This window comes from Gemmiger formicilis (genome assembly GCF_016901605.1).
Classification (GTDB): Bacteria; Bacillota; Clostridia; order Oscillospirales; family Ruminococcaceae; genus Gemmiger; species Gemmiger formicilis_B.
Genome location: NZ_JACJKP010000800.1, coordinates 1 through 221, shown reverse-complemented (window position 1 = coordinate 221; position 221 = coordinate 1). Strand labels below are relative to the sequence as shown.

2 protein-coding genes are annotated in these 221 nt (G+C 55.7%); one reads left to right on the top strand and one right to left on the bottom strand.

The window, feature by feature from the left end; all coding sequences use genetic code 11:
• Positions 1–120 (bottom strand): diacylglycerol kinase (locus H6B10_RS19145; RefSeq protein ID WP_430661791.1); only part of this gene is annotated, 120 nt, incomplete at its 3' end.
• On the opposite strand from H6B10_RS19145, the gene H6B10_RS19140 reads away from it, so the two are divergent.
• The coding region (locus H6B10_RS19140) for a diacylglycerol kinase (protein ID WP_430661790.1) at positions 68–221 on the top strand (154 nt) is incomplete at its 3' end. The genes H6B10_RS19145 and H6B10_RS19140 overlap by 53 nt on opposite strands.

Genomic DNA, 221 nt, shown 5'->3' with positions numbered 1-221 from the left:
GGTGTCCGGCTTGTCCACGGCACGTTCAATGGCGGAATTCATAAGTTCCATTCCCAGAACGGCTGCAATGCACAAGATGATCAACGCCCATTCTACCGCCGAAACTTCTGCCAAGGACATGGCTGCCGGCGCGGTTTTGATTGTCGCATTAGGGGCTTTGTGCATCGGCTGTGTCTTGCTGATTCCCCGCCTGTCCGTGATTGTTGACCATCTGCGCACGG